At 62.2% G+C, this 24,670-nt stretch carries 28 protein-coding genes; 19 read left to right on the top strand and 9 right to left on the bottom strand.

The features are described 5' to 3' along the window. Window positions 1-2 precede the first annotated feature (2 nt). From NE547_RS04090 to NE547_RS04115, 6 genes are read left to right on the top strand one after another with little or no spacing between them, the layout of a single operon-like run. Entirely contained in the window at window positions 3-551 is a 549-nt protein-coding gene (locus NE547_RS04090; protein WP_256174855.1) for a hypothetical protein, read from the top strand. Beyond that, a complete protein-coding gene (locus NE547_RS04095; RefSeq protein ID WP_256174856.1) occupies window positions 544-1,041 on the top strand; it encodes a hypothetical protein in 498 nt (165 codons plus the stop codon). Before NE547_RS04090 ends, NE547_RS04095 begins: the two co-directional genes overlap by 8 nt. Before the next feature lie 30 nt (window positions 1,042-1,071). Next, a complete protein-coding gene (locus tag NE547_RS04100) occupies window positions 1,072-1,410 on the top strand; it encodes a serine/threonine protein kinase (RefSeq protein WP_256174857.1) in 339 nt (112 codons plus the stop codon). 12 nt (window positions 1,411-1,422) lie between these two features. Continuing rightward, window positions 1,423-1,776, top strand: coding sequence for a phage holin family protein (locus NE547_RS04105; RefSeq protein ID WP_256174858.1), 354 nt, complete (start codon window positions 1,423-1,425; stop codon window positions 1,774-1,776). Next, window positions 1,763-2,845: a LysM peptidoglycan-binding domain-containing protein gene (locus NE547_RS04110; RefSeq protein WP_256174859.1), complete on the top strand. Its 1,083-nt coding sequence runs from the start codon at window positions 1,763-1,765 to the stop codon at window positions 2,843-2,845. The genes NE547_RS04105 and NE547_RS04110 overlap by 14 nt, the downstream gene beginning before the upstream one ends. Further along, window positions 2,842-3,264 carry a hypothetical protein gene (locus NE547_RS04115; RefSeq protein ID WP_256174860.1) on the top strand — a complete coding sequence of 141 codons (423 nt, stop codon included), beginning with the start codon at window positions 2,842-2,844 and terminating at the stop codon, window positions 3,262-3,264. Before NE547_RS04110 ends, NE547_RS04115 begins: the two co-directional genes overlap by 4 nt. Window positions 3,265-3,883: 619 nt before the next feature. Here NE547_RS04115 and NE547_RS04120 read toward each other — a convergent pair. Continuing rightward, window positions 3,884-4,531: a GntR family transcriptional regulator gene (locus NE547_RS04120; protein WP_186907613.1), complete on the bottom strand. Its 648-nt coding sequence runs from the start codon at window positions 4,529-4,531 to the stop codon at window positions 3,884-3,886. A gap of 187 nt (window positions 4,532-4,718) precedes the next feature. Here NE547_RS04120 and NE547_RS04125 point away from each other — a divergent pair, with 187 nt between their 5' ends. After that, window positions 4,719-6,008 (top strand): serine dehydratase subunit alpha family protein, encoded by a 1,290-nt coding sequence (locus NE547_RS04125; RefSeq protein ID WP_186907689.1) that lies wholly within the window; start codon window positions 4,719-4,721, stop codon window positions 6,006-6,008. A gap of 80 nt (window positions 6,009-6,088) precedes the next feature. Here the strand turns inward: NE547_RS04125 and NE547_RS04130 are convergent, their stop codons facing one another. Next, window positions 6,089-6,556: a RidA family protein gene (locus tag NE547_RS04130; RefSeq protein ID WP_186907614.1), complete on the bottom strand. Its 468-nt coding sequence runs from the start codon at window positions 6,554-6,556 to the stop codon at window positions 6,089-6,091. Next, window positions 6,553-8,013, bottom strand: coding sequence for a M17 family metallopeptidase (locus NE547_RS04135; protein ID WP_186907615.1), 1,461 nt, complete (start codon window positions 8,011-8,013; stop codon window positions 6,553-6,555). The genes NE547_RS04130 and NE547_RS04135 overlap by 4 nt, the downstream gene beginning before the upstream one ends. Before the next feature lie 292 nt (window positions 8,014-8,305). Between NE547_RS04135 and NE547_RS04140 the strand changes: the two genes are divergently transcribed. The 12 genes from NE547_RS04140 to rpsR all read left to right on the top strand — a co-directional run bounded on the left by NE547_RS04140 (window position 8,306) and on the right by rpsR (window position 18,549). Continuing rightward, a complete protein-coding gene (locus tag NE547_RS04140; RefSeq protein WP_186907616.1) occupies window positions 8,306-9,139 on the top strand; it encodes a hypothetical protein in 834 nt (277 codons plus the stop codon). An 88-nt stretch (window positions 9,140-9,227) separates the two neighbouring features. Further along, on the top strand, window positions 9,228-10,400 hold the full coding sequence (locus NE547_RS04145; protein ID WP_186907617.1) for an aminotransferase class V-fold PLP-dependent enzyme: 1,173 nt from the start codon (window positions 9,228-9,230) through the stop codon (window positions 10,398-10,400). A gap of 29 nt (window positions 10,401-10,429) precedes the next feature. Then, window positions 10,430-11,038: a GntR family transcriptional regulator gene (locus NE547_RS04150; protein ID WP_186907618.1), complete on the top strand. Its 609-nt coding sequence runs from the start codon at window positions 10,430-10,432 to the stop codon at window positions 11,036-11,038. 24 nt (window positions 11,039-11,062) lie between these two features. After that, entirely contained in the window at window positions 11,063-12,841 is a 1,779-nt protein-coding gene (locus tag NE547_RS04155) for a peptide ABC transporter substrate-binding protein (protein WP_256174861.1), read from the top strand. 90 nt (window positions 12,842-12,931) lie between these two features. Next, a complete protein-coding gene (locus NE547_RS04160; protein WP_186907620.1) occupies window positions 12,932-13,885 on the top strand; it encodes an ABC transporter permease in 954 nt (317 codons plus the stop codon). A gap of 9 nt (window positions 13,886-13,894) precedes the next feature. After that, window positions 13,895-14,812, top strand: coding sequence for an ABC transporter permease (locus NE547_RS04165; protein ID WP_186907621.1), 918 nt, complete (start codon window positions 13,895-13,897; stop codon window positions 14,810-14,812). A 9-nt stretch (window positions 14,813-14,821) separates the two neighbouring features. Further along, window positions 14,822-15,850, top strand: a complete 1,029-nt coding sequence (locus NE547_RS04170) for an ABC transporter ATP-binding protein (RefSeq protein WP_186907622.1) — start codon at window positions 14,822-14,824, stop codon at window positions 15,848-15,850. Continuing rightward, the gene (locus tag NE547_RS04175; protein ID WP_256174862.1) at window positions 15,847-16,809 is read left to right on the top strand and encodes an ABC transporter ATP-binding protein; all 963 of its coding nucleotides are present in this window, start codon (window positions 15,847-15,849) and stop codon (window positions 16,807-16,809) included. Before NE547_RS04170 ends, NE547_RS04175 begins: the two co-directional genes overlap by 4 nt. Window positions 16,810-16,813: 4 nt before the next feature. Continuing rightward, a complete protein-coding gene (locus NE547_RS04180; RefSeq protein WP_186907624.1) occupies window positions 16,814-17,200 on the top strand; it encodes a hypothetical protein in 387 nt (128 codons plus the stop codon). 248 nt (window positions 17,201-17,448) lie between these two features. Continuing rightward, window positions 17,449-17,745 carry a 30S ribosomal protein S6 gene (gene rpsF / locus NE547_RS04185; RefSeq protein WP_186907625.1) on the top strand — a complete coding sequence of 99 codons (297 nt, stop codon included), beginning with the start codon at window positions 17,449-17,451 and terminating at the stop codon, window positions 17,743-17,745. Between the two features lie 13 nt (window positions 17,746-17,758). Further along, window positions 17,759-18,229, top strand: coding sequence for a single-stranded DNA-binding protein (locus tag NE547_RS04190; RefSeq protein WP_186907626.1), 471 nt, complete (start codon window positions 17,759-17,761; stop codon window positions 18,227-18,229). Window positions 18,230-18,309: 80 nt separating this feature from the next. After that, window positions 18,310-18,549, top strand: a complete 240-nt coding sequence (gene rpsR, locus NE547_RS04195) for a 30S ribosomal protein S18 (protein ID WP_007490771.1) — start codon at window positions 18,310-18,312, stop codon at window positions 18,547-18,549. Between the two features lie 50 nt (window positions 18,550-18,599). Here the strand turns inward: rpsR and NE547_RS04200 are convergent, their stop codons facing one another. From NE547_RS04200 to nuoE, 6 genes are all read right to left on the bottom strand, one after another. Next, window positions 18,600-19,403 (bottom strand): M55 family metallopeptidase, encoded by an 804-nt coding sequence (locus tag NE547_RS04200; RefSeq protein ID WP_186907627.1) that lies wholly within the window; start codon window positions 19,401-19,403, stop codon window positions 18,600-18,602. Between the two features lie 152 nt (window positions 19,404-19,555). Beyond that, window positions 19,556-21,313, bottom strand: coding sequence for an NADH-dependent [FeFe] hydrogenase, group A6 (locus NE547_RS04205; RefSeq protein WP_186907628.1), 1,758 nt, complete (start codon window positions 21,311-21,313; stop codon window positions 19,556-19,558). A 15-nt stretch (window positions 21,314-21,328) separates the two neighbouring features. Then, the gene (locus NE547_RS04210) at window positions 21,329-23,131 is read right to left on the bottom strand and encodes an NADH-quinone oxidoreductase subunit NuoF (protein WP_256174863.1); all 1,803 of its coding nucleotides are present in this window, start codon (window positions 23,129-23,131) and stop codon (window positions 21,329-21,331) included. Window positions 23,132-23,143: 12 nt separating this feature from the next. Then, a complete protein-coding gene (locus NE547_RS04215) occupies window positions 23,144-23,512 on the bottom strand; it encodes a (2Fe-2S) ferredoxin domain-containing protein (protein WP_256174864.1) in 369 nt (122 codons plus the stop codon). Between the two features lie 27 nt (window positions 23,513-23,539). Further along, entirely contained in the window at window positions 23,540-24,112 is a 573-nt protein-coding gene (locus NE547_RS04220; RefSeq protein ID WP_256174865.1) for an ATP-binding protein, read from the bottom strand. After that, the gene (gene nuoE, locus NE547_RS04225) at window positions 24,109-24,603 is read right to left on the bottom strand and encodes an NADH-quinone oxidoreductase subunit NuoE (protein ID WP_186907632.1); all 495 of its coding nucleotides are present in this window, start codon (window positions 24,601-24,603) and stop codon (window positions 24,109-24,111) included. The genes NE547_RS04220 and nuoE overlap by 4 nt, the downstream gene beginning before the upstream one ends. Between the last annotated feature and the right edge of the window lie 67 nt (window positions 24,604-24,670).

The raw sequence follows: 24,670 nt of genomic DNA on the forward strand, positions 1-24,670 counted from the left end.
GTATGAGTTATTACGGAAAGAAGTGGCTGATCGGCGGACTCCCTACGGGGTTGATCATGCGTAGTACACCAGGCAATGGGCGCTATACGGTAGTCTTTGAACGGGAATTCGCTTCTCTGGAGGAAATCGAAGCCGTAAACTGGGCGCAACCTGCAATCGAATACATCGGAACCGGTAACGCCCCTCCGGGTCTGCCGGAAGGATACGGCTTTGAGGTGGCCGATATACAGTACCAGAATAACACCCGCTCCTATCATGTCATTCTGAAGACAGCGAGCCAGTACCTGGGCGATGTGACCGAGTACCAAGATCAAATCGCTGAACTGGAGAGCGAAGCGGCGGAAAAGGACAGCACTATTTCCAGCCAGGCATCTCAACTCCAAGAGCAGGCAGCTGCGCTTTCCCAGCAGACTGCTACGCTCCAGGAGCAAGCGAGTACCATCGCAGATCAGGCCGCCACAATCGCGGAGTTAGAGAGTTCAGGCGGTGGCGCGGCCATCACCTCCCAGCTGGAGAAGGCTTATACGGAGGGAGTTGAAAGCAATGGCTGAAATCGTGACCTTAGCCGCTGAAGAACTCAGGAAGCGTGGAAAAGCGGACGCCGCAGACTTGGCGGCCCGCGTCGTCGCCGGTGAGGTTACCGACGAGGAACTGCTGAACGAGCAGAAGAAAGTACCTACTTGGCGGCCTCGGGACTACACCCAGATCCCCGTGGGCACCCCCTACCAGTGGGAGGGGACGATCTACAAGCTGCTCCAGCAGCATGACGCCACCGGCAACGAGGATTGGGCGCCCCCCACGGTCCCCGCTTTGTGGGCAGCGGTATCCAAGCCCGGCGAGACTGGTACGATCGATAATCCAATCACGGCGGCCAAAGGGATGGAGTACACCTATGGCCTCTACTACCTGGACCCGGAGGACAGCAAGATCTATCTCTGTACCCGAACCGGTGAGGCGGAGGGCGGCAAGGTCATCCTCCAGTACCTGCCACACGAACTGATCGGGCAGTACTTTGAGGAGGCTGAGACAGATGCAGTCTAATACCACCCGGCGCTATGAGGTGATTCGCCAGTGATCCAGACTGATTTTGGGGCTCTCGTGGTGGCCTTTATCGTCGCTATGGGCGTCCCGTCCGCGCTCATGGGCTTCATCGTGTGGAAATTGGAGCGCCGCATTGACGCCCGTGAGAAAGAGCAGGAAAAGAAAAACTCTGCACAGCAGAAACTCATGGTGCTTCTTGTTCAAAGTACCAGGGCCTCTATTGCCCTGGGTGAAGCCACCGCCCATGCTATGCAGCGGGGTCACACCAACGGTGACATGGAGGCCGCCCTCAAATATGCTGCCGATGTGAAACACGAGCAAAAGGATTTTCTGGCGGAGCAGGGCATCCATAACCTCTTCGACGAATGAAAGGAGATAACTATGACCTTTGATATTACCCCCATTGTTGAAGCCGTCGTCGCAATCGTGTGTGCCATCGTGACATGCGTCCTCATTCCCTACATTAAGAGCAAGACGACCACCGAACAGCAGAAAGAAATCAATGCCTGGGTGAAGATCGCAGTCTCTGCAGCCGAGCAGATCTACACCGGTTCGGGCCGCGGTGAAGAGAAGAAAGCGTATGTCCTGCAGTGGCTACGCTCTCACGGAGTAACTGTTGACGATGAAAAGCTGGATGCTATGATCGAGGCCGCTGTTTATGAATTGACGCAGGGCATCATCCCCCTGGAAAGCGTTGCCATTGTGGAAGGCGGTGGGGCTGATGACGCCAGCTGAAAGAGTGATCGCTACCGCCCGGGCGGAGATCGGCTACATCGAGAAAGAGTCCAACTCTCAACTCGACAGCCCGACCGCCAATCCAGGGGACAACAACTGGAACAAGTATGCCCGTGACCTGGACGCCTTGGGCATTGTCTACAACGGCGATAAGAATGGGTACGCATGGTGCGACATCTTTGTGGACTGGTGCTTCATCTACACCTTCGGCTTGGAACTGGGCATGGCCCTGCTCTGCCAGGCGAAAAAAGGCCTGGGCGCCGGCTGCACCTACTCCGCCCGCTACTACAAGGACAAGGGCCAGTTTCACACCAGCCCCCAGGCCGGTGATCAGATTTTCTTCACCAACGACGGCGGCAAGACCATGTACCACACCGGACTCGTGGTAAAGGTGTCCGGCGGCCGAGTTTACACCATCGAGGGAAACACCAGTTCCGCCGCCGGCGTTGTGCCCAACGGCGGGTGCGTCCGGGACAAGAGTTACCCCCTTGAGGCCAGCTATATCGGCGGCTATGGTCGCCCCGACTATTCTCTTGTCCCGGACAGCGGGGAGGCCGAGACTCCAGGCGGGGCGACCGGGGGCACCTACACCGTGGTAGCAGGAGACTCTCTCTCAGTAATTGGAGGTCGGTTCGGAGTAGCCTGGCAGGACATAGCCCAGGCAAACGGAATCACCGCCCCGTACACCATCTACCCCGGGCAGATTCTTGTAATTCCTGTGGAGGAGGACGACATGAGCTACGAAAAGTTCAAGGAGTATATGACCCGGTATCGGAAGGAACTCCAGGACAACGACAGCGGGGACTGGAGCAAGGAAAACCGTCAGTGGGCCATTGATAAAGGCTTGATGGCCGGAAACGGCACTACCGTCGACGGTGAGCCCAACATGATGTGGGAAGATTTCCTCACCAGGGAGCAGAATGTAACCGTTGACAAGCGCCTCTACGACCTCATTATGGCGGAGGTCAAGAAGTTGCTCGATGCCCACGATAAGGCTATCAAAGTGGATATCAGCGACATCGTAGCTGAGGCCGTGGCCAGAGCGCTGGAGCAGGCGAAACAGCAATGAGCGGCCTGGAGAAAGTGCTCCTGCTGGTAGTGGGACTTCTCCTCGTCCTGGTCGGCATGGCGCTGGCGGCGACGCGCCGGCCGGCCCGGAAGCGGAAAGGCAAGCAGGAGCCGAAGTTGCAGAAGATGGATTTCTCCAAACGGCTCATAGCGGACATTCGGATGTTGCTGTGGGTGGTGACGGTAGGAGGCTTATTCTTGGCCTTCTACTGCATCCGCACCGGCTACACCGGCTCGCTTCCATGGATCAGCGCGATGGTGGGTCTACCCTGGACCGCCCATGGTACAGTCTGTGCATTTTATCTCAACATGGCAAAGTCAGACCACCGAAGCGGCGGTATAACCTACGACGCTGCCGCGGCGGTGAACTTCAATGCACCGCAGGAGCCGGAGGGCTCCGTCGATAGCCCCGCAATATGACATAGCCCCTCCCTGGGCGCGTCTTAGGGAGGGGTTTTCTTGGGGTTTATTTGGGGTTTATTTGAGCAAAAACCCACATTCATTCACGAAACTCCACGAGACACAGAACCCCCGCAGGCCTTGTGGCACAAGGGTTTATGAGAATGGGCGAATACTGGCAAAATATATTTATGCTCATTCGTAATCAGCAGGTCGTGTGTTCGAGTCACATTACCAGCTCCAGAACAAAAGGACATCCGTAAGGATGTCCTTTTGTTCTGAGCTCCGCCGCCGGAGGCGGCTCTACCCTCCGGGATCGAACCGCCCGGGTAAATTCCCGCTGCGCCCGGCCGTGTTGCGCGGGCGCTGACACAGGTATCCTTCAGAGCTGCTGTAGGGGGCGCACCGTCCAAGCGCGCCCCATTCCTAGGCCCATGGGCGGGGGAGCGCACTCCGGCGGGTCCGGCCGCCGGCATGCACCTCGGGAAATAAAGAGGCAGCGGTTCCAAGTGAACCGCTGCCTCTTTGCGCCGGGCGGCCCTCCGAACGGAACGGACCACTCGTTTGAAATTGGGATGCGCCGCAGAAAAGACATCGTGCAGAGTCTGGACAAAGCACTTGGGAAAGCGGTTGCCGGAACTCACAAACGCAGGGGATACAAACTGTGTTCTCCGCCGAAATCATTGAGATCATCCTTCAAATACTGCAGGATGGCGTCCAGGTCCTTCGCCTGGAGCGCGTGCAGGATGGCGCTGTGATTTTTCGTGTCGAATGCCAGGGCGGCCTGAGGCTTGCCCCAATAGAATTGCGCGTAGGCCCGCTTGAGCCGGTCCATACACCGCTGCAGCTGATCCAGCGCATAGTTGTTGCCGCAAAATGCGGTCATCCGCAGGTGAAATTCCGTATTAAAAGCCCAATGCGACCAGATGTCGTCCGTGGCGCTTCTGCAGGCCTGGTCGATTTGCTCCAGACAGTCCAGCTGGGCCGCACCGAATTTTTCACAGTTGGCGCTCAGAAGGCCGCCCTCCAGGACGAGCCGGAATTGGAGCATCTCCTGGATGTCTTCGACGGTCAGCCGCACCACCTCGTATCCATACCGCGGGATATTGCGCAGTACGTTGTCGTTGCACAGCGATACCAGCGCCTCACGGACAGGGCTCTTGCTGCAGCCGTATTTTTCCACCAGTGTTTTTTCATTCAGCACCTGGTTGGGCCGGTACTCCTGGGAAATGATGCTTTCCAGGATCGCGTTATAGATGGCGTCCTTGAGGCTGTCCTTGCCCTTCATGGAAGATTGCTCCTTTGTGGGGGATCCGTCTCCGGTCCCGGATTGTGGTAGCAATATTCTATCAAACCGGGCGGAAATTGCAAGGGAAAACATCCGGCGGAAATTCGGCCTTGACATTTTGAGAAAGAGAGCTGATAATATTAATGAAAATATTATTGATATGATTAGAGAGAAAGGATGGATCGCTATGGATGCGCTGCAGGAGGCCAATTATATCAATATCCTGAAAAGCGAGCTGGTCCCGGCCCTGGGATGTACCGAACCGATCGCGATCGCCTATGCCGCGGCCAAAGCAAGAGCCGTCCTGGGGGAATTCCCGGAGCACATCGAGATCTGCTGCAGCGGAAATATTTTTAAAAATGTAAAGGGCGTCACAGTGCCCAACTCCGGGGGCCTTAAGGGCGTGGGCGTGGCCGCGGTCCTGGGTGTGGTGGGCGGAAACCCGCAGCGTGAGCTGGAGGTTTTGGAAGAGATCACGCCGGAGCACATCGCACGTACCCAGGAGCTGATGGAGCAGGGCTACTTTTCCTGCACCCTGCGGGAAAATGTCGCCAATTTGTACATCGACGCCAGGGTGCGGGCCGGGGAGCATTCCGCCCATGTGACCATCATCAACCGGCATACGCTGATCACGGAGATCGGGCTGGATGGAAGGGTACTCTACCAAACCAGCCCGACCGAGGGGGACGAGATCGCTGTGGACCGGTCCAGGCTCAACGTAAAGGACATCCTGGAATTTGCGGATACGGTGGAGCTGGAGAAGGTCCGGGCCATCCTGGACCGGCAGATCGAGCTGAACTCGGCCATCGCGGATGTGGGACTCAGCCACGGATACGGCACGCAGGTGGGGCGGACCCTGCTGGATATTTACGGCGACAATGTGCAGGCCCGTGCCAAGGCCAGGGCGGCCGCCGGTTCAGACGCCCGTATGGGAGGCTGCTCCCTTCCGGTGGTCATCAACTCCGGCAGCGGGAACCAGGGCATGACGGTCTCCCTTCCGGTGATCGAATACGCCAAAGAGCGGAAGGTCTCCCGGGAGACCCTGTACCGCGCACTGCTCGTCAGCAACCTGATCTCCATCCATCAAAAGCATTACATCGGCAGCCTTTCGGCCTTTTGCGGCGCCGTTACGGCAGCCTGCGGCAGCGGCGCGGCCATCACCTATCTCAGCGGCGGGCGCTATGAGGAGGTCTCCCGCACCATCGTCAATACCATCGCCAACGTGGGCGGTATCATCTGCGACGGCGCCAAGGCGTCCTGCGCGGCCAAGATCGCCTCTGCCGTGGATGCGGCGATCCTGGCCCATCACCTGAGCATGCGCGGCTTGACCTTTCATGCGGGCGAGGGGATCATCCAGGACGATGTGGAGGCGACCATCCAGAGCGTGGGATACATCGGACGGGTTGGCATGAATCATACCGATACCGAGATCCTCAACATCATGATGGATCAGGTCAAATTCGAGCACGCCGAGTAAACGAAACCGGGGTCCGCTGTGCGATCACTTGAGATCGCGCAGCGGACCCCGGCTTTTTGCGGGCGGGGCTCGGCGGAGCTTCAGTCGGCCGCCGGGAGGAGACGGGCGGTAAGCTCCACCTCCACCGGCAGCCCGAAGGGCAGGCCGTACACCCCCACGGCAGAGCGGCTGTGGCGGCCCCGGACGCCCAGTACGGAGAGAAACAGGTCGGAGGCCCCGTTGAGCACTCCGGGGTAGTCGGCAAAATCGGGTCCGGCGGCGATAAAGCCCAGTACACGCACCAGCTCCACCCGCTCCAGGCCGCCGGCTGCCTGACGGAGCACGGCCAGGAGGTTCAGGGCAGAGAGACGGGCGGCGTCATAGCCCTGCTCCACCGTCAGGTCCACGCCCACCCGGCCGGTGTAGCGCAGCACGCCCTCCACCAGCGGGCCCTGGCCGGACAGCGTGATCCATTCCCCGGCCTGCCGCCAGGTGCAGTAGCTTCCTTTGGGCTGGGGCGCTTGGGGAAGCGTCAGTCCCAGCTCCTTCAGCCGCGCCTGCGCACTCATGCGTCCGTCCCCCTTGCCTTGATGTAGTGGTACAGGGTCTTCACGCCGAAGCCCGTGCCGCCCTCGCCCTGACAGTCGCTTTTGCTCTTGACGAAGGGCATGGCGCCGAAGTCTACGTGGAGGAAGGGGACGTCCTCGTGGAAGGACGCCAGAAACAGCCCGGCCAAAATGCCGCCCGCCCCGCCTTCCGGGGCGTTGTTCAGGTCGGCCATGGGCGTTTTGAGCAGCTCCCGGTACTCCGGGAAGTCGGGCATCCGGGCATACTTTTCCCCGGTCACCGGCATGAGGGCGGCGATGCGGTCAAAAAGCGCCGGATCGGTGGTCAGGGCGGCGGCACACACTTTGCCGTAAAAATTGCACACGCTTCCGGTAAGGCCCGCCACCTCCAGGATCTCGGAGGGGGATTCCTTCCGGACGCAGTAGGTGATGGCATCGGCCATGGTGAGGCGGCCCTCCGCGTCGGTGTTGCGCACGTATACCGTCTTGCCGCTCATGGAAGGGAATACGTCCCCGTTGCGGTAGCTCCTGGCGTCCACCATGTTCTCACAGGCGGCGACCACCGCCACCACGTTCCGGGGCAGGGCGTTGTCCGCCACGGCGCACATCGCACCAATGACGGCGGCGGCCCCATTCATGTCGTAGCGCATCAGCTCCATGCCGCTGCCCTTGAGGGCAAGGCCGCCGCTGTCATAGGTAATGCCTTTGCCCACCAGGGCGATGGGAGGCTGCGCGCCGCCGCCCCGATAGCGCATGACGATGAATTGAGGCTCCAAGGCGCTGCCGCGGGCTACGGCGAGGAAGAGCCCCATGCCCAGCGCCTGACACTGCGCCCGGTCCAGCACTTCCACCGAAAAACCGTGGCACGCGCCCAGGTCCCGGCAGCGGCGGGCCAGTTCGGCGGGGGTGAGGGTTTCGGCAATGTCGTTGACCAGGTCCCGGGCGGTCATGACAGCGCCGGCCAGGGACGCGCCCTCCGCAAGGACCGGAGCGAGCGCCCCGTCCGCCAGTACGGAGACGGTGTGCTCCCTCCTGGGGTCTTTTTCGGTACGATAGCGGTCAAAGGTATACTCGCACAGGGGCAGTACGGCGCATGCCTGGGCCAGCAGTTCCGCCTCTGAGGCAAAGGAAAATTCGTTCAGTGCGTCCAGAAAGACATTGGACGCCCTGCACTCGGCCAGAAGGGCGCCCAGCCGGGCCCAGAGGGACCGGAATGCATCCATGGGGGCAGGGACGCCCGCGTCGAAGCCGGCCAGCAGCAGGGTGGTGAAGCCGCCCAGCAGAGGCAGACGCAGGGTCAGCACCTGCCGATGCTCCAAAGTCAGGGGGTCGCCCCCCAAATGAGCCTGCCAGGCCGCCTGAAGCGCCTGGTCGCAAAAGCGGACCGGCGCGCCTGCAGGCAGGACGCGCAGCGCCGCGTCATAAGGACCCGCGGCGGCGGATACGGTTTTGAATTGCATGGATCTCCCTCGCTCTTTCCTAAAGTCTGCGGCACAGTCCTCACATCCGGAACCCGGGCGGACTGCGGCAACCGCAGGGGCTCGTCCAAACCGTCCATGGAGCCTCCGCCTGCGGAATCAGCAGACATCATTATAGTGCCATTCTTCGTGTTTGTCAAACAAAAATTGACTTTTTGCACAAATGGAACGGGAAAATAATGTGCAATTTTGTCATATATACAGCTGAAATATCACGTGATATAATTTAAAATATACTGGAAAAGATACTTTATTGCTTTAAGGGGCTGAATTTATGGATACCAGAGCCATGGTCAATATCGCGCTGAAGCTGGCGGGGCTGGAGGAGGATACGGTGGATACCGAGATCGGCTGTGCAGGTCAGGACGTCAAGCGGGTGCTGGCGGGCATCGATATGGATACCGCCACTCTGCTGGCCGCCAAGCAGAGGGGTTATGACTGTGTGGCCGAACACCACGGCATCATGGGCCGGGCGGTGCGCATTGGAGAGCAGATGCTCAAGGACCAGATGATGCTGATGTACCGCTTCGGCGTGCCCATCAATGTGGCCCAGAAGGCCATTGAGAAGCGGGCGCGGCAGGAGAGCCAAAAGATGCACTCCAAGAACCTGAACCGGCAGGCAGACTTTGCCAAATTCATCGACATGCCCTATCTCGGCCTGCATACCCCGGCCGACCTGATCGGCCAGGCCATCGTGCAGGAGCGGATGGATGCGCTGACGAAGGACAAGCCCTTCACCACCCTCCAGGATGTGGTGGACGTCCTTAACGAGTTTCCGGAGGTGCGCGGCGCCCTCCAGGACCCGGCCATCCGGGTGGGAGAGCCGGGCAGCTACGCGGGAAAGGTGTGCGTGCTCTTTGCCGGCGTCACCGGCGGCGGAGCCCAGGTGTACAACACCTTCTTCGACTACGGCGTCGGCACGCTGATCGTGATGCATATGCCGGAGGACGACATCAAGGCGGTGGCGGAACACAACAAGGGCAACGTGATCATCGCCGGACATATGGCCAGCGATTCCATCGGCTTTAACCGTGTGCTGGACGCATGGCAGGCCGAAGGGCTGGAGGTCACGCGCATCGGCGGACTGGTATCATCCGCCGGCTGTTGAAGAAACGCTTTGACGCGCTGGAAGCCTGCGGCGGTTCCCGCTGCGGCGGGCGGCCCCGGCGGTCGAAACGAGGAGAAGAGGATTTTGAATGGATGAGAGGTGGGTCCGGGCGCTGCGCGCGCAGTTCCCGGTCACAGAGAAGACTGCCTTTTTCGACATCGCTTACGAAAACTGCGGCTCCCGCTTCGCCCGGGAGGCAATGGAACGGTTTTATGAAGATAAGGCGGCAGTGGGACCCGGCCTGGTAAAGGCGGGAGGGGCGGGGAAGGGCCCCGCCATTGAGGTCATCGCCCGGACAAGAGCGCGCCTGGCCCGTTTTCTGGGCGCGCCGGATATCCGTCGCATCGCCTTTACCAAGAATACCAACGAGGGCGTCAACCTGCTGCTGCAGGGCTTTCCCTTCCGGCGGGGGGACAGCGTGGTGGTGGGGGATCTGGAGCACGCCTCGGTGCTGATGCCCTGCCTGAATGTGCGGCGGCTGGGGGCGGAGTGCCGGGTGGCCCGCTCGCCCGACGGCTGCACCCTGCCGGAGGAGCTCCTGCTCTCCGCCGCCGACGAGACGACCCGCATCATGGTGGTCAGCGCCGTCCAGTCCTGTTCCGGCTATCAGCTGGATCTGAAGCGGCTGGCCGGGGAGTGCCATACCCGGGGGATCTATCTCATCGTGGATGGGATCCAGGCCCTGGGGTTCCGGCGCATGGATGTGAGCGACCTGGGGATCGACGCGCTGACGGCCTCCTGCTACAAGGGGCTGCTGGCGACCGAGGGGGTCGGGTTCCTCTACTGTGCACAGGCGCTGATGGAACAGGTGGCGCCCGTCTTTGCCGCCGACAGCCCCGCCCTTGGCATCGACCGGGAGAGCTGGAGCATTACCTGCCCCGATCCCGGCGACGCCCGAAAGCTGGAGAACGGTACCATTTCCTTTATGGGCATCTATGGGCTGGATGCGGGCCTGGAGCGCCTGATGGAGATCGGCATGGACCGGGTGGAGCGCCACGTGTCCGACTGCTTCGAATACCTGTACCGGGGCCTGGAGGGGCTGGGCTTTGTGATCGATACCCCCTTCCTTCCGGCCCGCCGCTGCCACAGCCTGCTGGTGCGGGAGCAGCGCAGTCAGGAACTGGTGGACTACTGCCTGGAGCGGGGGGTGCTCTTCAGCCGGGGAAGGGACGGCCATGTGCGCATTTCTGTGGCGCCGTTCACCACCCGCGGAGATATGGACAAGCTGCTGGATACCTTCCGGCAGTGGAAACAGGCATAAAATCACAATCTGGGAAAGGAGGCGGTAGGATGCCGTCCAAGGCGATGGAGCTGTACGAACGCATCAAGGAGGATGTCATTCGGCTGAGGTTCCGAGCCGACGAGATCATCAACGAGAAGGACCTGGCAGAGCAGCACGGCGTCAGCAAGACGCCGGTGCGGGAGGCCCTGAGCATGCTGGTCCAGGAGGGGTATCTGAAAAAGATCCCCCGCGTGGGCTATCTGCTGCGGGAACTCAGCGAGGAGGAGTACGCCAAGCTGATCTACCTGCGCTATACCCTGGAAAAGGGCGTAGTGCAGTGGATCATCGACCACTGCAGCGACACGGAGATCGACTCGCTGCGGGAATACTGCCAGGCCACCGACGTGGCCTATCGGGAATTTGCGGGGATCAACTATGATTTCCATATGGCCATGGCCCGGCTCACCGGCAACGAGCCGCTGTACGCCAGCGTGCAAAATACCTTTGACCGGATGATCCGGGTACCCAGCATGAACCTGTTTGCCGAGATCCAGAGCGAGCCGCACCGGTACCACCTCCGGTTGGTGGACGCCATGAAGGCCCGGGATAAGGATCAGGCACTGGAGCTCATCCGGCATGAATGCCGGAGAGACGACGACAAGGACCCAATGTTTTAACACATCAGAAAAGAGGGGAATTTTATGAAAAAGCGTACTTTTGCACTTCTGCTGGCAGCCGTGATGGCCTGCTCCGCCCTGGCCGGCTGCGGCGGCGGGAACGCTGCGCCCGAGACCACCCAGCCCAGCGCCGGGCCCCAGACGCCCGACGCCCAGGGGACCCAGCCGGCCGAAAAGCAGGAAATCCAGCTCCACTGGGCGGCCGCCAACTTCTACTCCTTTGACAACAATGCCAACTATGCCGCCGAGGAGATCCAGGTCCAGTCCCACGTGCTGGAGGGCCTGGTGCGTCCCACCACCGACGAGGCGGGCAACCAGATCCTGGCCCCCGCGGGCGCCGAGCGCTGGGATGTCTCCGACGACGGGCTGACCTATACCTTCCATCTGCGGGAGTATTACTGGTCCGACGGCGTACAGGTCACGGCCCAGCACTTCGTGGACTCCTTCCGCCGCATCGGCGATCCCCGCAACGCCTTTGACTTCGCCTCCTTTATCGGCGATATCGTAGGCGGCGAGGCGCTGTATACCATGGATACCGAGACGGCCAGCGACGCCGACATCGAAGCGGCAAAGGAGGCCCTGGCGGTGAAGGCCCTGGACGACACCACGCTGGAGGTCACTCTGGCCAACCCGGCGCCCCAGTTCCTCTCCAAGGTGGGTGCCACGTATCTCTACCCCGTGCGCCTGGATGTGATCGAGGCCGCCGGCGAGCTCTACGACACGGACTATACCACCCATGTCTGGTGCGGGCCCTTCGTGGTCACCGGCTTTGTCAAGGACAACAGCATGACCCTGGAGAAGAACCCCACCTACTGGGACGCTGAGAACGTACACCTGACCCGTGTCACACTGATCAACATCGATGAGGTCTCCACCCAGAATACCATGTTCAAAAACGGCGAGCTGGCCGCCATCGTGCCCACCGGCGATTATGTGCAGCCCTATCGGGAGGGCCTGGCCGGCGACAACTACAGCTATGTCCACGGCGACTTCCCCGGCGTGAGCTATTTCTACTTCAACCGGGGCGGCAACTCCACCTCCGGTTTGATGGAGAGCCAGAAGGTCCGCCTGGCCATGTCCCTGGCCATCAACCGGGAGGAATTCACCCAGGTGGTCTTTGACCGCTACTATGCCGCCTACGGCTTTGTGCCCTACGGCGTGCAGAACGGCGAACTGACCTTCCGCGACGATGTGACCGAGCCCCTGAAGGCGGAGTTCGACGCGTACGCGCTGGACAACGAGAAGCTGCGGGCCCTGTTTAAGGAGGGCATGGAGGAGCTGGGCGACACCCGCGAGCTGTCTGAGGTCACCATCACCTACATCTGCACCGGCGATACCGCCATCAAGCGCCAGCAGCAGGAGTACTGGAAAAACGCCTGGGAGACGGCGCTGGGGATCACCGTCAACGTAAACGTCCTGGGCGACAGCTCCCTGTTCCGGGAAGAGCGCAACGCCGGGCGCTATGACATCGGGCAGGCCGGCTGGAACGGCGACTACAACGACCCCATGGCCTTCGTGGAGATGTGGAGCAGCCATGGCACCTCCATCCGCTACTCCGGCTGGACCGAGGAGCGGGCCGCGCAGTTCGACACCTTTATCGACCGTCTGAACGCCGAGCCCGATCCCGCCGGGCGTGAGAAGATCTTTGCCGAAGCCGAGCAGTGGATCGTCTGCGACGAGGTGGCGGCCATCCCCTATATGTACAGCGACACCATCCTCTGCGTCAGCAACCAGATCCAGGGCATGACGTTCCCCTTTGTGGGTCCCCGGTTCGACTTCTCCCGGGCGTATGTCGTCGCATAAGAGAAGGGCTCCATAAGTCCTGTGGTCAAAAGGGGGCCAGACCGACCGTTGGCCGGTTTGGCCCCCTTTGACAGAAACGAGGGATAGACTGTGTTGAAGTATACGGTGCGCCGTTTCTTTGAGATGCTCTTGACGATCTTCGTCATTGCCACGGCCACTTTTTTCCTCCTGGCCGCTGTGCCCGGAGACCCGCTCTCCGACCGGGCTGACCGCCTGCCGGAGTCCATCCGGGAAAATCTGTACCGCAAATACGGCCTGGACAAGCCCGTGCTGGAACGCTACGTCATCACCATGAAGGGGATGCTCCACGGCGACTTCGGCGAATCGGTGCGTATGCCGGGCTATGATATCCAGAAGCTTTTGCAGGAGACCCTGGCGCCCTCGGCCCGGCTGGGACTGCAGACCATCGTGGTCGGTGTGGGGGTCGGCCTTCTCTTAGGCATATTGGCAGCCATGTTCAAGGGAACGTGGCTGGATTATATCATCGTCTTTTTTTCCGTGCTGATGATCTCGGTGCCGACGCTGATCTTCGGCCTTCTGTTGCAAAAGTATGTGGCGGGGGAGATGGGGCTGTTTCCCATCATCGGCTGGCCGTCGGGGGAGGAGCTCTGGTTCGGCGGCTGGGCGTATACCGTGCTGCCTACCCTCAGCGGCTGCTTCAGCTATATCGCCACCTATTCCCGGCTGCTCAAGACCTCCATGCTGGATGTGATCAACCAGGACTACGTGCTCGCTGCACGGGCCAAGGGGCTCAGCGAGCCCCAGATCGTCCGCCGCCATATCCTGCGCAACTCCTTTATTCCCATCATCACGGTGCTCCCCATGAGCATTGCCTTTGCCCTGACGGGCTCCTTTTTCATCGAGAAGATCTACGCCATCCCCGGCTTCGGCCGCTACTTCATCGAGTCCGTCCAGTCCCGGGATCTGTCCATCATCCTGGGGCAAACGGTGCTCATGTCCATCGTATATGTGGCCGTGGTCTTTCTGGTGGATATCCTCTATACTCTGATCGATCCCCGCATCCGTGTGGGCGGAAAGGCGTGAGGTGAGCAAATGGAACAAGCGGCAGACAATCGTTTCGTCATCATCGGCTGCGCCGACGCGGACAAAGAGGCCATCGCCCGTCCCACGATCACCTATGCGCAGGACGCCTGGCGGCGGCTGCGGAAAAACCCCATCGCCATGGCTTCCATCGTAGTGCTGGTGCTGATGGTGGTGCTGGTGATTTTTGGCCCGCTGCTCTGCGGCTGGGAGTATGATTACATGCAGCCGACCCTGAAAAACCTGCCCCCCAGCGCCGAGCACTGGTTCGGCACCGACATGCTGGGCCGGGACATCTTTGCCCGGGTGTGCGTGGGCGGACGGGTATCCCTGCTCATCGCTCTGGTCTGCACCTGCGTGCAGGTGGTGGTGGGCTGCGCCTACGGCGGCATCATGGCCTATTTCGGCGGCTGGGTGGACAATATCATGATGCGCGTCATTGAAGTGATGATGTCCATCCCTTACCTGCTGGTGGTCATCATCGTCATGATGGTGCTGGACAACAGCGTGCCCAGCCTGCTGGTGGCACTGTGCGTCACCTCCTGGTGCAATACCGCGCGGGCCATGCGGGGCGTGATCCTCCAGCTGAAAAGCTCGGAGTACGTCATGGCGGCCCAGTCCCTGGGCGCCCCCGCCCGGCGGGTCATCCTGAAGCACCTGATCCCCAATACCATCGGCATCCTCATCCTCAACACCGCGACCTCCATCCCCAATTATATCTTTCAGGAATCCACCCTGGGCTTCCTGGGGATCGGGCTCCAGCCCCCCAACACCTCTCTTGGCGTCATGATCTCTCTGGGGCAGGCGGCGATGGAGTTCTATCCGCTCCAGCTCATTTTCCCCGCCGCGGCCCTGGTGCTCATCGTTCTGGCCTTCAACCTGCTGGGGGACGGACTGCGGGACGCGCTGGACCCCAAACTGAGAAAGTAGGCGCAGGCTATGGGAGAAAAATTATTACAGGTCCAGGACCTGCGGGTCTCCTATCACACTTACGCCGGAGAAGTCCAGTCGGTCCGCGGCGTGTCCTTTGCAGTGGAGAAAGGGGAGACCCTGGCCATCGTGGGAGAGTCGGGCTGCGGCAAAAGCGTGACCGCCAAGTCCATCATGGGCCTAATCCAGGACCCCGGCGAGATCAAGCCGGGCTCCCGGATCCTCTATGAAGGGCGGGACATCCTGAAAATGAAAAAGCGGGAATGGCGCGCGTACCGGGGCGAGCAGTGCGCCATGATCTTTCAGGATGCGCTGACCAGCCTGGACCCCACCATGCGGGTGGGAAAGCAGATCGCCGAGACCCTGCGGGTCCACGGCCGGGCGGGAAAGGCCGAGGCCGCGGAGAAGGCGGTGGAGCTGCTGCGGCGGGTGGGCATCCCCAATCCGGAGCGCAGGGCCCAGGAATTTCCCCATCAGTTCTCCGGCGGCATGCGCCAGCGGGCCATGATCGCCACCGCGCTGGCCTGCGATCCCAAACTGCTCATCGCGGACGAGCCCACCACGGCCCTGGATGTGACCATCCAGGCCCAGATCATCGACCTGATGAAGCAGCTCCAGCGGGAGCTGGGCGCGGCGATCGTCCTGATCACCCACGATTTGGGCGTGGTGGCGGGCATCGCCAAGCACATCTGCGTCATGTATTCCGGCAAGATCGTGGAGCGGGGGACCTCGGCGGAACTCTTCTATCATCCCCGCCACCCCTATACCTGGGCCCTGCTGAAGGCGGTGCCCCGGCTGGACCTGAAGAACAAGCAGGAGCTGGCCACCATTGAGGGCACGCCGCCCGACCTGCTCAGCCCTCCGGCGGGCTGCCCGTTCTGTACCCGGTGCAGGTACTGCATGCCCGTATGTAAAGAGGAGATGCCCCCCGATACCGATTTCGGCGGGGGGCACCAGGCGGCCTGCTGGCTTCACGACCCCCGGGCGCCCAAGGTGGACGCGCCCTTCGTCGTCAGAAAGGAGGCGGGCGGGATATGAAGGAAAAGGAGCCTCTGCTGGAGGTCCGGCACCTGAAAAAGTATTTCCCCGCCGCCGGAGGGGCCACCGTCAAGGCGGTGGACGACGTGTCCTTCACCATCTACAAGGGCGAGACCCTGGGCATGGTGGGGGAGTCGGGCTGCGGCAAGACCACCTGCGGGCGCACCGCCATGGGGGTGTATCCCAAAAGCGGCGGAGAGGCCCTCTTTGACGGGCGGGATGTACACAAGCTGCGGGGCGCGGACAAGCTGGCCTTCAGCCGCCGGGCCCAGATCATTTTCCAGGACCCTTACGCCTCCCTGAATCCCCGCATGACGGTGGCCGATATCATCGCCGAGGGCATCGACATCCATGGCCTGGCCCAAAACCACGCCCAGCGCACCGAGCGGGTCTATGAGCTTTTGAACATGGTGGGCCTGAACAAGGAGCACGCCAACCGCTTTGCCCATGAGTTCTCCGGCGGACAGCGCCAGCGCATCGGCATTGCACGGGCCTTTGCCGTCAATCCGGACTTTATCATGTGCGACGAGCCGATTTCCGCTCTGGACGTGTCCATCCAGGCCCAGATCGTCAACCTGCTGGTGAAGCTCCAGCGGGAGATGGGCCTGACCTACCTCTTCATCGCCCACGACCTGGCGATGGTCAAGCACATCTCCGACCGCATCGCGGTCATGTACCTGGGGACGCTGGTGGAGCTGACCGAGTCGGAGCGGCTCTATGACAAGCCCCTGCACCCCTATACCCAGGCGCTTCTCTCCGCTATTCCCATCCCGGACCCGGAGATCGAGCTGACCCGGGAACGCATCCAACTGGAAGGGGATATCCCGAGCCCTGTGGACCCGCCTCCGGGCTGCCGCTTTGCGGGCCGGTGCAGCCGCACCTGCGCGCGCTGCCGCCAGGAGACGCCCGCCCTGCGGGAAGTCGAGCCGGGCCATTTTGTGGCCTGCCATCTGGTGTAGCGCCATGCGGAAGCTGCAAACGGTCCTGCGGGATCTGCTTCTGGCCCTGGTGCTGGGACTGGGGATCGGGCTGGCGCTGGGCGCCGTCCTGTGGGGTGTGGGGACCCTGGCGGGAGGAGCCGCCAACGGCCTTGAGACGGCCCGGTCGGGACTGATGCTGGCGGGAGGATTTACCCTGCTGTTCGGCGGTATCCTTCTGTTGAAAGGAGACAGTCTGCCCAAGCAGGCGTTTCAGCTGCGGCCCCGTCCCCAGCAGGAGGATGCGCCGGACCGGCCGCGGCCCTCCGGGCTGTTCCGGGCGGCAGACCGGCGCTATACCGCGCTGCTTCTGGGAGCGGGCATCCTGCTGGTGTCGGCGGCGGCAGACTATCTGGTGCGCATGGGCCGCTGACGGCGTTATAGGACCAACAAACGACCGCCTCCGGCGCAAGCCGGAGGCGGTCGTTTTCGTCCGGGTCCGGACGAAAGCCGGAACCCGTCTTGCCCCCGCGTTCCTGTTCCGGGGTGCGCCTTGATTTGGAAAAATGGGCTTGACTTTTTGGTATAATCCTATATAATAATATAGCTTGTTTCTGAAACAGGCACATCCTTGCCCCCGACAAAGGGCGGGGGCCATATGTCCATAAGGAGGTGCAAACAATGGCAAAACTCAGCGGAAATTACGAGGTGGTCTACATCCTGGATCCCAATCTGGGCGAGGAGGCCACCGCTGCCATGGTGACCAAGTTCAAGACTCTGGTGGAGAACAACGGCACCCTGGCGGAGGTCGACGAGTGGGGCAAGCGGCATCTGGCCTATCCCATCAACGATCTGACCGAGGGCTACTACGTGCTGATGACCTTCAGCTCCAAGCCCGAATTCCCCCGTGAGCTGGATCGTATCCTGCGCATTACCGACGGCGTCATGCGCTCTCTGATCGTCTGCAAGGACGAGTAAGGGGGAAGCAGATATGCTGAACCGGATCATTCTCATGGGTCGGCTGACCCGTGACCCGGAGCTGCGCCACACGCAGACGGGGACCGCCGTGGCCTCCTTCTCCCTGGCCGTGGACCGGGACTTCAAGGACAGAAATACCGGCGAGAAGGCCACCGATTTTATTGATATCGTGGCCTGGCGGCAGACGGCGGAGTTTGTCTCCCGCTACTTCACCAAGGGCCGTATGGCTGTGGTGGAGGGCCGCCTTCAGATCCGCGACTGGACCGACAAGGAGGGCGGCAAGCGCCGCTCGGCCGAGGTCATCGCGGACAACGTCTACTTCGGCGATTCCAAGCGGGACGCTGAGGCGTCGGGCGCCTATGCGCCGCCCGCGGCCGGCGGCTATGCGCCGCCTCCCGCCGCTCCTTCCGGCGGCTATGGCGCGCCCTCCGGCGGCGACCAGTTTGCCGGTTTGACCGACGACGACGGTGAGCTGCCCTTCTAAAGGACCTTCGGCGCGCCGGACGGACGCGCCGGATCAAACAAGCCGGGCTGTCGGCCCGTGAAAAAAGGAGGTTTCCCGTAATGGCTATGGATAGAGAGCGTCCCCGCGGCCGCAAGCGCCGCAAGGTCTGCACCTTCTGTGTGGATAAGGTGGAGCATATTGATTATAAGGATGCCGTGAAGCTGCGCCGGTTCCTGTCCGAGCGGAGCAAGATCCTGCCCCGCCGCACCACCGGCACCTGCGCCATGCATCAGCGTCAGCTGACCGAGGCCATCAAGCGCGCCCGTCAGATTGCGCTGCTGCCCTTTGTTACCGACTAAACAGCATAAAAAGGCCTGCTGCCAGCGCAGCAGGCCTTTTTTCTATGCCGTTACAGGATCGTAAAGGCAAAAAAACGATTGACCTCATACCAGTCGTCGGATTCAAACACGATGGTGCAGGGATCCGCCCATGCGGCGCCGGGGTAGAAGCTTTTCCGGTAAGCCATGGCGTGATCCTTATAGCACAGCTGCACTTGAAAATGCTCCGGCAGGGAGATCCGCGCGGCCTGCAGATCCTGACGCAGCGCCTGTTCCGCCGCCGCGCGGATCAGGCGGCAGGCGGCCGGTGAGCTGAGGCTTTGCGCCCGCCCGCCCACATCGTTCCGCACCGGCACGGTCACCAGAGCGGGATGCAGCGCCTTGCCCGCCTCACACAGGGCGCGATCTCCGGTGAGCAGGACGCTGGGCACGCCGTAGTAGGCTGCCAGCCAGCTGTAGATCAAAAACTCCGATGCGGGCTGACCGTTGACGCGGATGGAGTGGAGCGCCGCGCCGGAGATGGTGTGGCTGAGTGCGTTGCCCTCCTGGCCGGCCGCGCTGTGGTAGCCCACGAAAAGCGCGGCGTCGAAATGCTCGTCCAATCCTTCCACCATCATCCTTGGCTCATAGCTCCAGCCGCGGATAAGCTCCACATAGTCGGGCATCTGTTCGGGGTAGAGGTTGATGCCGGGGCCGTGGGCGTCCCGGACCACCACCCGGTCCGCTCCGGCGGCACGGGCCCCTTCCGCGGCGGCCAGGACCTCCAGCGTCATTTCCTGACGGCTGCGCTCATAGTCGTGCCCGCCGGGGCGCAGGGACTCCCGGGTGACGGCAAAGGCCGTGCCTTCAAGGTCCGCTGAAAGAAATACATTCATGCCGATTTCCCTCCTGTCGTGGAATATCATAGCAGAAACGTCCTCCCGCGTCCACTGTGAAAACCGGCCCGCAGACGTCTGGATGGCGTCTGCGGGCCGGTTGTATTCAAAGCTGGAGACGACAGGCGGCAGAAGAAGCCGCTCAGCCGGCGCTAGCGGAGCCGGTAGCGCTTCTGCTTGAGGTAGGAGCAGTGGAGCAGTGAATGGGCCTTATGGGAGCCGGGGCCGTCCAGATAGACCTGGTAGAGGGTCTGGACCACGGGGTTTTCATGGCTGCGGCGGTACTCCATATCCTCATCCTGGCGGTACAGGGCGGCGGCACGGAGGGCCTTGATATCGGTAAAGTTGCGCACGTCGGCATGCTGGATGGGCTGCCCGCCGCCGTTGATGCATCCGCCGGGGCAGGCCATGAACTCGATAAAGTCGTAGTGCAGGCTACCGTCCCGAACGCCGTCCAGCACCAGCTTTACGTTGTGCAGGCCGGAGGCCACGCAGACCCGTACGGTGCGGCCGGGCAGGGGATAGCTGGCCTCCTTCACGCCCTGCATGCCCCGCACCTCGGTAAATTCCAGGGGGGCCATGGGGTCGCCGGTGAGCTGCTCCACCACGGTGCGCAGAGCGGCTTCCATCACGCCTCCGGAAGCGCCGAAGATGGCGGCCGCGCCGGTGGAGACGCCCAGCATCTCGTCGAACGAGCCGTCGGGCAGGTGGTCGAAGAGCAGGCCGGCCTGGGTGATCATACGGCCCAGCTCGCGGGTAGTCAGAGAGACGTCCACCGGCATGCAGCCGTTGGGCAGCCGCTGCTCCTCCCGGAGCACCTCGTACTTTTTGGCGGTACAGGGCATGATGGACACCACGAAGATATCGTGGGGGTCGATGCCCGCCTGTTCGGCGTAGTAGGTCTTCACCAGACTGCCGAACATCTGCTGGGGGGACTTGCAGGTGGACAGGTTGGGGATCATGTCGGGGGCGTGCTGCTCACAGTAGCGGATCCATCCGGGGGAGCAGGAGGTGATGAGGGGCAGCGCGCCTCCGCCGTGAAGGCGGTGAAGAAACTCGGTGCCCTCCTCCATAATGGTAAAGTCGGCGGCGGTATCCACATCAAAGATCCGGTCGAAGCCCAGACGGCGCAGGGCGGTGACCATCTTGCCCTCCACATTGGCGCCCACGGGCAGGCCGAAGCACTCGCCCAGTGTGACCCGGATGGAAGGGGCGGGGCCGACCACCACATGCTTGGCAGGGTCGGACAAGGCGGCGAGGACCTTGCCGGTATCGTCCTTCTCCTGGAGCGCGCCGGTGGGACAGGCCACGATGCACTGGCCGCAGGACACGCAGTCCACCTCCGCCAGATCCCGGTCGAAGGCGCAGCCGATGTGGGTGTCAAAGCCGCGGTCGTTGCAGCCGATCACGCCGACCTCCTGGGTGGCCCGGCACACGGCGGTGCAGCGGCGGCAGAGCACGCACTTGGAGTTGTCCCGCACCAGATGAGGCGCAGAGTCCTCGATCCGGGGCATCAGATCGTCGGGCGCGTAGCGCACCGCGTCGATGCCCAGGTCGCTGGCCAGCTGGCGCAGCTCACAGTGGGCGTTGCGGGCGCAGGTGAGACAGTCCATCCGGTGGTTGGAGAGGATGAGCTCCAGCGTCAGCCGCCGGGACTGACGCACCCGCTCCGTGTTGGTATGCACCTCCATGCCCTCAGCCACGGGGTACACACAGGAGGCCACCAGACTTTTGGCCCCCTTTACCTCCACCACACAAATGCGGCAGGCACCGATCTCGTTGACGTCCTTGAGATAGCACAGAGAGGGGATGTTGAAGCCCGCAGAGCGGGCGGCCTCCAGCACCGTAGTCCCCTCGGGAACGGTGACGGGGATGTCGTTGATGCGCAGGGATACCATCTTCTTGTCCATGTCCGTCTCCCTCCCTTACTGCTTGTAGATGGCGTCAAAGCGGCAGTGGTCCATACAGGCGCCGCATTTGATGCACTTGGACTGATTGATGATATGGGGCGCGCGTACCGCGCCGGAGATGGCGCCGGTGGGACAGCCGCGGGCGCAGCGGGTGCAGCCCTTGCACTTGCTGGGATCCACCAGGTATTGAATCAGTGCCTTGCACACCCCGGCGGGGCAGCGCTTCTCGTATACGTGGGCCTCGTATTCATCCCGGAAGTGGCGCAGGGTGGAGAGCACCGGGTTGGGCGCGGTCTGGCCCAGGCCGCACAGGGCGGACTGCTTGATGTGGTTGCACAGCTCTTCGATGGTATCCAGGTCCTCCGGCTCGCCGTTGCCCTCGGTGATCTTGGTCAGCAGCTCCAGCAGGCGCTTGGTGCCGATGCGGCAGGGCGAACACTTGCCGCAGGATTCGTCCACGATAAACTCCAGGAAGAACTTGGCGATATCCACCATGCAGTTGTCCTCGTCCATGACGATCAGGCCGCCGGAGCCCATCATGGAGCCGATGGCGCCAAGAGACTCATAGTCGATGGGCGTGTCGATGAGGGAGGCGGGGATACAGCCGCCCGAGGGGCCGCCGGTCTGGGCGGCCTTGAACTTCTTGCCGCCGGGCACGCCGCCGCCGATCTCCTCCACCACCGTGCGCAGGGTGGTGCCCATGGGGATCTCGACCAGACCTGTGTTGGTGATCTTTCCGCCCAGCGCGAAGACCTTGGTGCCCTTGCTCTTCTCCGTGCCGATGGCGGCAAACGCTTCGGGCCCGTGGTTGAAGATCCAGGTAATGTTGGCGTAGGTCTCCACATTGTTGAGCAGGGTGGGCCGGTCGAACAGGCCCTTGTTGGCGGGGAAGGGGGGGCGGGTCTTGGGCTCGCCCCGATGGCCCTCGATGGAACGCATCAGCGCGGTCTCCTCGCCGCAGACGAAGGCGCCCGCGCCCAGGCGCAGCTCCAGGTCGAAGTCGAAGCCGGATTCGAAGATGTTCTCCCCCAGCAGGCCGTATTCCTTTGCCTGACGGATGGCTGTCTCCAGGCGTTTGACGGCGATGGGGTATTCCGCCCGCACGTAGATATAGCCCTGATGGGCGCCCACGGCGTAGCCCGCGATGGTCATAGCCTCCAGAATGGCATGGGGATCGCCCTCCAGTACGGAGCGGTCCATGAAGGCGCCGGGGTCGCCCTCGTCGGCGTTGCAGCAGACGTATTTGATGCCGTCGGGACTGACCGCGTCGTGGGTGAACTGCCACTTCATGCCGGTGGGGAAGCCCGCGCCGCCCCGGCCCCGGAGGCCGGAGGCCTTCACCGTGTCGATGACCTGCTGGGGCGGGATGCGCTCGGTGAGGATCCTGCCCAAGGCGGAATAGCCGTCCGCGCCGATGTACTCGTCAATATTCTCCGGGTCGATGACGCCGCAGTTGCGCAGGGCGATACGCTGCTGGTGCTTGTAGAAGCGGGTCTCGGTCAGAGAGGTGGCGGGGCCCTCGCCCTCGCCGCCGCGGTTGAGCAGGCGCTTGACAATGCGGCCCTTGACGATGTGCTCGGAGACGATCTCCTCCACGTCCTCCATGCTTACGTGGGTGTAACAAGCGCCCTCGGGATAGATGGTGACGATGGGGCCCAGCGCGCACAGGCCGAAACAGCCGGTGCGTACCACCTTGGCCTCCCGGTCCATGCCCTGGGCGGCCAGCTGTTTTTCAAATTCCGCAATGATCTTGGGACTCTGGGAGGAGGAGCAGCCGGTGCCGGTGCACACCAGGATGTGGGAACGGATCAGACTCATATGACTGCCCCCCTATTCCGCCGCGCCGATGGTGTAGTCCGTCACCACGCGGCCGTTGACCAGGTGCTCGCTGACGACGGCGGGCACCTTGTCCGGGGACATATTCACATAGGTGACCTTCTCCTGCCCCGGAACGTATACCTCCACGATGGGCTCCAGCCGGCACACGCCGATGCAGCCGGTCTGAGCCACGGTGATGTTTTTCAGGTCGCGTTTTTCGATCTCTTCCAAAAAGGCGGTCAAAACGGGCCGCGCGCCCGCCGCGATGCCGCAGGTGGCCATGCCTACCACCACGCGGATCTGGTCGCCGTCCGCGTCCCGCAGGTCCATCTGACGCTGCATCTTCTCGCGGATGGCCTGCAAATCTGCAAGGCTCTTCATACAGTTCTCTCCTTATTTCATTTCCTTCTACGGTCGATCGCCGCTTGCGGTTCGCGGCTCGGGGGAGTGCAGCGCGGCCTCCTGCTCCCGGATATAATCCCGAACCCAGAGGGCCACCTCCGGCTGTGCCAGGGAGACCTGGGGCCCCAGCTGCTCCCGCAGCTCGGCGGTGTCCAGGCGAAAGCGGCGGCCGTGCGCTGCGCGGGTGTAGACGATCTCCAGCGCGGGCGCGCCCTGGATAAGCAGGGAGAGGGTATCTCCCATGTCGCCCGGTGGAGGGCAGTCGATATGCGCCGCGTTGAACACGGCCCGCAGCGTGGTGCCGGCCCCTTCCGTACTCGTGATTTCCACGCTGCCGCCGGTCTGCTCCGCCGCCATGCGCAGCAGGGGGATGCCCAGGCCCATCTTCCGGGTCGTACGGGTGGTGGTGAAGGGGTCGCTGACCTGCTCCAGCAGTGCGCGCGACATGCCGCAGCCGTCATCCGTCACCGTGAAGGCGATCTGTCCCGCCTCCTCCGTGAGCGTAAGGTCCAGATGTCTGGCCCCGGCGGTAATGGAGTTCTGGGCGATATCCAGGATGTGGAGGGAAAGGTCTTTCATTTGTACATATCGAGGATCGGCCCCACCTGGTCCGGGGTAAGGCGGCCGTAGACGTCGTTGTTGATCATCATGACGGGGGCCAGGCCGCAGGCGCCCACACAGCGGCAGGAATCCAGCGAAAACTTGCCGTCGGCGGTGATCGCGCCGGGGGCGATGCCCAGCTTCTGCTCCACGGCGCTGAGAATGGCGGCGGCGCCCTTGACATAGCAGGCGGTGCCCAGACAGATGGAGATCTGATACTTTCCCTTGGGGTTCAGCGTGAACTGCGCGTAAAACGAGGCCACGCCGTATACCTCCGACAGGGGAATATCCAGCCCCTCCGCCACCATGACCTGGACCTCCTCCGGCAGGTATCCGAAGATCTCCTGCGCGGCCTGGAGGACCGGCATGGTCGCTCCGGGCTGCCCCTTGTGCGACGCGATGACCTGCCGCAGCCGTTCCTCCTGCTCGGGCGTGCCCCGATAGGGGACCACGGTTTTGCAGTTTGGCATGAATGTGTCCCTTCCCTTCTGAAATGATGAGTTTAAAATGTGGTCTGCAATTCTGTTATTGTTAAAC

Origin of the sequence: Flavonifractor sp. DFI.6.63, assembly GCF_024462255.1 — a bacterium.
In the GTDB taxonomy this organism is placed as follows: Bacteria; Bacillota; Clostridia; order Oscillospirales; family Oscillospiraceae; genus Lawsonibacter_A; species Lawsonibacter_A hominis.

Coding starts and splice junctions, on each gene's coding strand:
- NE547_RS04090 (WP_256174855.1), top strand. CDS start 3: ATGAGTTATTACGGAAAGAAGTGGCTGATCGGCGGACTCCCTACGGGG.
- NE547_RS04095 (WP_256174856.1), top strand. CDS start 544: ATGGCTGAAATCGTGACCTTAGCCGCTGAAGAACTCAGGAAGCGTGGA.
- NE547_RS04105 (WP_256174858.1), top strand. CDS start 1,423: ATGACCTTTGATATTACCCCCATTGTTGAAGCCGTCGTCGCAATCGTG.
- NE547_RS04110 (WP_256174859.1), top strand. CDS start 1,763: ATGACGCCAGCTGAAAGAGTGATCGCTACCGCCCGGGCGGAGATCGGC.
- NE547_RS04115 (WP_256174860.1), top strand. CDS start 2,842: ATGAGCGGCCTGGAGAAAGTGCTCCTGCTGGTAGTGGGACTTCTCCTC.
- NE547_RS04120 (WP_186907613.1), bottom strand. CDS start 4,531: ATGAAGGGCAAGGACAGCCTCAAGGACGCCATCTATAACGCGATCCTG.
- NE547_RS04125 (WP_186907689.1), top strand. CDS start 4,719: ATGGATGCGCTGCAGGAGGCCAATTATATCAATATCCTGAAAAGCGAG.
- NE547_RS04130 (WP_186907614.1), bottom strand. CDS start 6,556: ATGAGTGCGCAGGCGCGGCTGAAGGAGCTGGGACTGACGCTTCCCCAA.
- NE547_RS04135 (WP_186907615.1), bottom strand. CDS start 8,013: ATGCAATTCAAAACCGTATCCGCCGCCGCGGGTCCTTATGACGCGGCG.
- NE547_RS04140 (WP_186907616.1), top strand. CDS start 8,306: ATGGATACCAGAGCCATGGTCAATATCGCGCTGAAGCTGGCGGGGCTG.
- NE547_RS04145 (WP_186907617.1), top strand. CDS start 9,228: ATGGATGAGAGGTGGGTCCGGGCGCTGCGCGCGCAGTTCCCGGTCACA.
- NE547_RS04150 (WP_186907618.1), top strand. CDS start 10,430: ATGCCGTCCAAGGCGATGGAGCTGTACGAACGCATCAAGGAGGATGTC.
- NE547_RS04155 (WP_256174861.1), top strand. CDS start 11,063: ATGAAAAAGCGTACTTTTGCACTTCTGCTGGCAGCCGTGATGGCCTGC.
- NE547_RS04165 (WP_186907621.1), top strand. CDS start 13,895: ATGGAACAAGCGGCAGACAATCGTTTCGTCATCATCGGCTGCGCCGAC.
- NE547_RS04170 (WP_186907622.1), top strand. CDS start 14,822: ATGGGAGAAAAATTATTACAGGTCCAGGACCTGCGGGTCTCCTATCAC.
- NE547_RS04175 (WP_256174862.1), top strand. CDS start 15,847: ATGAAGGAAAAGGAGCCTCTGCTGGAGGTCCGGCACCTGAAAAAGTAT.
- NE547_RS04180 (WP_186907624.1), top strand. CDS start 16,814: ATGCGGAAGCTGCAAACGGTCCTGCGGGATCTGCTTCTGGCCCTGGTG.
- rpsF (WP_186907625.1), top strand. CDS start 17,449: ATGGCAAAACTCAGCGGAAATTACGAGGTGGTCTACATCCTGGATCCC.
- NE547_RS04190 (WP_186907626.1), top strand. CDS start 17,759: ATGCTGAACCGGATCATTCTCATGGGTCGGCTGACCCGTGACCCGGAG.
- rpsR (WP_007490771.1), top strand. CDS start 18,310: ATGGCTATGGATAGAGAGCGTCCCCGCGGCCGCAAGCGCCGCAAGGTC.
- NE547_RS04200 (WP_186907627.1), bottom strand. CDS start 19,403: ATGAATGTATTTCTTTCAGCGGACCTTGAAGGCACGGCCTTTGCCGTC.
- NE547_RS04205 (WP_186907628.1), bottom strand. CDS start 21,313: ATGGACAAGAAGATGGTATCCCTGCGCATCAACGACATCCCCGTCACC.
- NE547_RS04210 (WP_256174863.1), bottom strand. CDS start 23,131: ATGAGTCTGATCCGTTCCCACATCCTGGTGTGCACCGGCACCGGCTGC.
- NE547_RS04215 (WP_256174864.1), bottom strand. CDS start 23,512: ATGAAGAGCCTTGCAGATTTGCAGGCCATCCGCGAGAAGATGCAGCGT.
- NE547_RS04220 (WP_256174865.1), bottom strand. CDS start 24,112: ATGAAAGACCTTTCCCTCCACATCCTGGATATCGCCCAGAACTCCATT.
- nuoE (WP_186907632.1), bottom strand. CDS start 24,603: ATGCCAAACTGCAAAACCGTGGTCCCCTATCGGGGCACGCCCGAGCAG.